The organism is Streptomyces sp. NPDC054840 (assembly GCF_053611065.1).
Genome location: NZ_JBSGZP010000813.1, coordinates 1 through 2,972, shown reverse-complemented (window position 1 = coordinate 2,972; position 2,972 = coordinate 1). Strand labels below are relative to the sequence as shown.

5 protein-coding genes are annotated in these 2,972 nt (G+C 69.5%); 4 read left to right on the top strand and 1 reads right to left on the bottom strand.

Features of this window, described 5'->3' with window-relative positions; genetic code table 11:
- The first annotated feature begins 76 nt into the window (after positions 1-76).
- A complete protein-coding gene (locus ACWGIU_RS34435; protein WP_453712035.1) occupies positions 77-1,096 on the top strand; it encodes a TolB family protein in 1,020 nt (339 codons plus the stop codon).
- A 35-nt stretch (positions 1,097-1,131) separates the two neighbouring features.
- Here ACWGIU_RS34435 and ACWGIU_RS34430 read toward each other — a convergent pair whose 3' ends face one another.
- Positions 1,132-1,581, bottom strand: a complete 450-nt coding sequence (locus tag ACWGIU_RS34430) for a S8 family serine peptidase (protein WP_453712034.1) — start codon at positions 1,579-1,581, stop codon at positions 1,132-1,134.
- 108 nt (positions 1,582-1,689) lie between these two features.
- Between ACWGIU_RS34430 and ACWGIU_RS34425 the strand changes: the two genes are divergently transcribed.
- From ACWGIU_RS34425 to ACWGIU_RS34415, 3 genes are all read left to right on the top strand, one after another.
- Positions 1,690-1,932 carry a hypothetical protein gene (locus tag ACWGIU_RS34425; protein ID WP_453712033.1) on the top strand — a complete coding sequence of 81 codons (243 nt, stop codon included), beginning with the start codon at positions 1,690-1,692 and terminating at the stop codon, positions 1,930-1,932.
- Positions 1,929-2,363 carry a hypothetical protein gene (locus ACWGIU_RS34420; RefSeq protein WP_453712032.1) on the top strand — a complete coding sequence of 145 codons (435 nt, stop codon included), beginning with the start codon at positions 1,929-1,931 and terminating at the stop codon, positions 2,361-2,363. The genes ACWGIU_RS34425 and ACWGIU_RS34420 overlap by 4 nt, the downstream gene beginning before the upstream one ends.
- Before the next feature lie 97 nt (positions 2,364-2,460).
- Positions 2,461-2,964, top strand: coding sequence for a hypothetical protein (locus ACWGIU_RS34415; RefSeq protein WP_453712031.1), 504 nt, complete (start codon positions 2,461-2,463; stop codon positions 2,962-2,964).
- The last annotated feature ends 8 nt before the right edge of the window (positions 2,965-2,972 follow it).

Sequence of the window (2,972 nt, the reverse complement as noted above, 5' to 3'; positions counted from 1 at the left end):
GCTTCGTCCTGCGCCCGTCGGCTCCGCAGGACACCCGAACCGAAGCCAACCGAACCGGAAGCCTGTGAGGCCCCCGATGACGCTGTCCACGTCACGCCGCCTGCTCGTCCTCGCGGTGTCGGTGCTGCTGCTCGGTGGCCTCGCCGCCGCGCTGGTGCTGCGTTCCGCCTCCCGCGACGACAAGCCGTCGGCGGGCGGCCCGACGGTCGCCGCGGGGACCGTCACGCTGGACCGGCCCGGCTCCCTGACCTTCCTCAACGGTGGGCAGGGTCCGCACCGCGGGGCCCTCGCCTCGGTCCCGGTCGACGCGCCCGAGTCCGAGCGCACCGCCTCCGGACTGGGCTGCCGGCGCTTCTACGCCGCCGGGGGCACCGGCGTGTGCCTGCGCTCCACGCCGGGCGCGCTCGCCCAGGACAACACGGCCCTGATCGTCGACTCCGACCTGCGCACGCTGCGCAGCTTCCCCCTCGCGGGCACCCCCAGCCGAGCCCGGGTCTCGCCCAGCGGCCGGTTCGCCGCCTGGACCGTCTTCGTCTCCGGCGAGTCCTACGGCGCCGCCTTCTTCTCCACCCGTACCGCGATCGTGGACACCCGCACCTGGAAGCTGGAGGCGAACCTGGAGGAGTTCGCCATCGACATGGACGGCCGGAAGCACCGCGCACAGGACGTGAACTTCTGGGGGGTGACCTTCTCCCGGGACGACGACACCTTCTACGCCACCGTCTCCACCGGCGGCGAGACCCACCTGGTCAAGGGTTCGATCTCGGGACGCAGCGTCAAGACCCTCGCCAAGAACGTCGAATGCCCCTCCCTGTCCCCGGACGAGACGCGCATCGCGTACAAGAAGCGGGTCCGGGCCGGGGCCTCGCTCTGGCGCGAGCACGTGATGGACCTCGCGACGCTGCGCGAGCACGCGCTCGCGGAGAAGCGCAGCGTGGACGACCAGGCCGCCTGGCTCGACGACCGTACGCTCGCCTACGGCCTGCCCACCGACGGCGCCACCGACAGCACGGACCTGTGGACCGTCCCCGCCGACGGCAGTGGCGCCCCACGGCTGCTGGCCCCCGGCGCCTCCTCCCCGGCCCTCCTCGGCTGACACCCCATCGGCCTCGGGGGTATCAGGCCCGGTTTTCACGAAGGCCCCGTACCCGTGCGACGAGTGCGGCGTTTGCGTTGAGGGTCTCGGACTTGTCGCCGCCGAGCGAACCGTTCAGGACGGCCCGGCTGCTTGGCGTTCTTGGCCACCCAGTCCATCCCGGCGATCATCCCGGCATAGGTGCCCTTGCCGTCGCAGCCCAAGACCCGGACGCTGACGAGACTGGCCTTGCGCGCGACCCCGTACGTCGCGCCCGCGACCGTGCCCGCGACGTGCGTGCCGTGGCCGTTGCAGTCCATGCCCTCCTTCCCGTCGACCACAGAGTCGAAGCCGAAGGTGGCGCGGGTGTTGTCAGGGCCGCCGAACTCGGCGTGCTGGTAGTCGATGCCGGTGTCCAGGATGTACGCGGGCACCCCCGCACCGTTGCCCTCGGTGGTGAAGTTGTTGTCGAGCGGCAGCTGCTGCTGGTCGATGCGGAGTTCCACACGCTGCAGGACCCCGCGAATGCCACCCGGCTCAGAGGCGACGGAAATCCCTGGCCCGAGGCGGACACTCGAGGCCAGTGGGGTGAGGGAGCCTACTCCTGGGGCTCGTTGGACGAGGCGGTCCGCTATGCGGAGCGCATTCGCGGACGCGCTGAGCCAGAGCAGGCCATCGAGGTGGAGGTCCTCACCTTCAAGGTGTCGGCGGAAGACTTCGCCAAGATGAACAAGGTGGATATCACCAAGATGACGCCTGACAAGATGGATGAGTTCTTCGAGAAACACAGCCGCCTCTACAGTGAGGCCGGAGCGCAGCCGCACAGCTTCGACTACGTCCGAGGTCCCACTGAGTGAAAGTGATCCGAAAGTTCAAGTACCGGTTCAGGAGCCCGCTCGGCGGACTGGCGGCGGACCTCTCGGCGCGGACCGTGCCACCAGGCGAAGCAACAGCGCCCTCCGTGGGGATCTACCGAGGAGTCCGTCTGCTGCTTCCCGGCGCGGGTATGTACTGGGAGGACCTGGCCTGGCTCTCCTTCGTCGTCGCGCTCCGTGCCGAGGATCTGTGCGCCAGGTATCCGGAGGGCGTGTACCTGGAGATCGTGGCCCTCGACTTTCCGCTGTCCGACTACCGGCCGGAGGTTGCCGCCCTTGCCATGGACGGGTGGCTGCGAGAGGAATTCGACCTGCCCGATACAGGAATCACTTGTTCGTACTCGGGCGGCGCGGATCCCTATGTCTTCGTATGGGGTGGTGCGGAGCCGCCGCTACGGAGCCCGCGACTCTAGATGCCGAGGACCGGTGCACCTGTGACGCGGAGGACCAATTGAGGCGCGACCGGGCCACCAAGGGAGCGCACCTTCACCTACCCATGGAGAACCGGCCGTGACCGGCATCGAATTCCTCGCCTCGTTCCTCAGGACCGGACGCCTGCACGGGGTCGGCATCGGCTCCACCCTCGGCGAGGTCGACCGGGCCGTCCGCCACCGCTTCGTCGACGTGGTCGACGACGAGGGCGAGTCGCTGCGCCGCGACTACGGATTCGTCGAGTTCTACTTCAACCCCGGCGACGAGTGGGTGATGTCCGGCGGCTCCATCGAGTTGCACCGGCTCGCGTCCGGCCAGGACATGGCGAAGGACTGGGCCCGGTCCATGGGGGTCGAGTTCCCCCGCTGCATCGCCTGGGAGGACGTGCGCGACGAACTCGCGCGGGTCCCCGGAGCCCCGCGACTCAAGGTCAGCGACCAGGGCGGCTTCCTCGAATACCGGGCGGCGGCGTCCAACGTCTCGGTGATCGTCGTGGACGACGAGGAGGAGGAGCGGGGCTACCACGCGGGGCACGGGGACGTGTGGAGCGTCGGCCTGTGGGCGCTCATACGGGCGAAGTGACCGTCCGG

Excerpts from the sequence above, each read along its gene's own strand:
- ACWGIU_RS34435 (WP_453712035.1), top strand. The coding sequence starts at position 77 with ATGACGCTGTCCACGTCACGCCGCCTGCTCGTCCTCGCGGTGTCGGTG.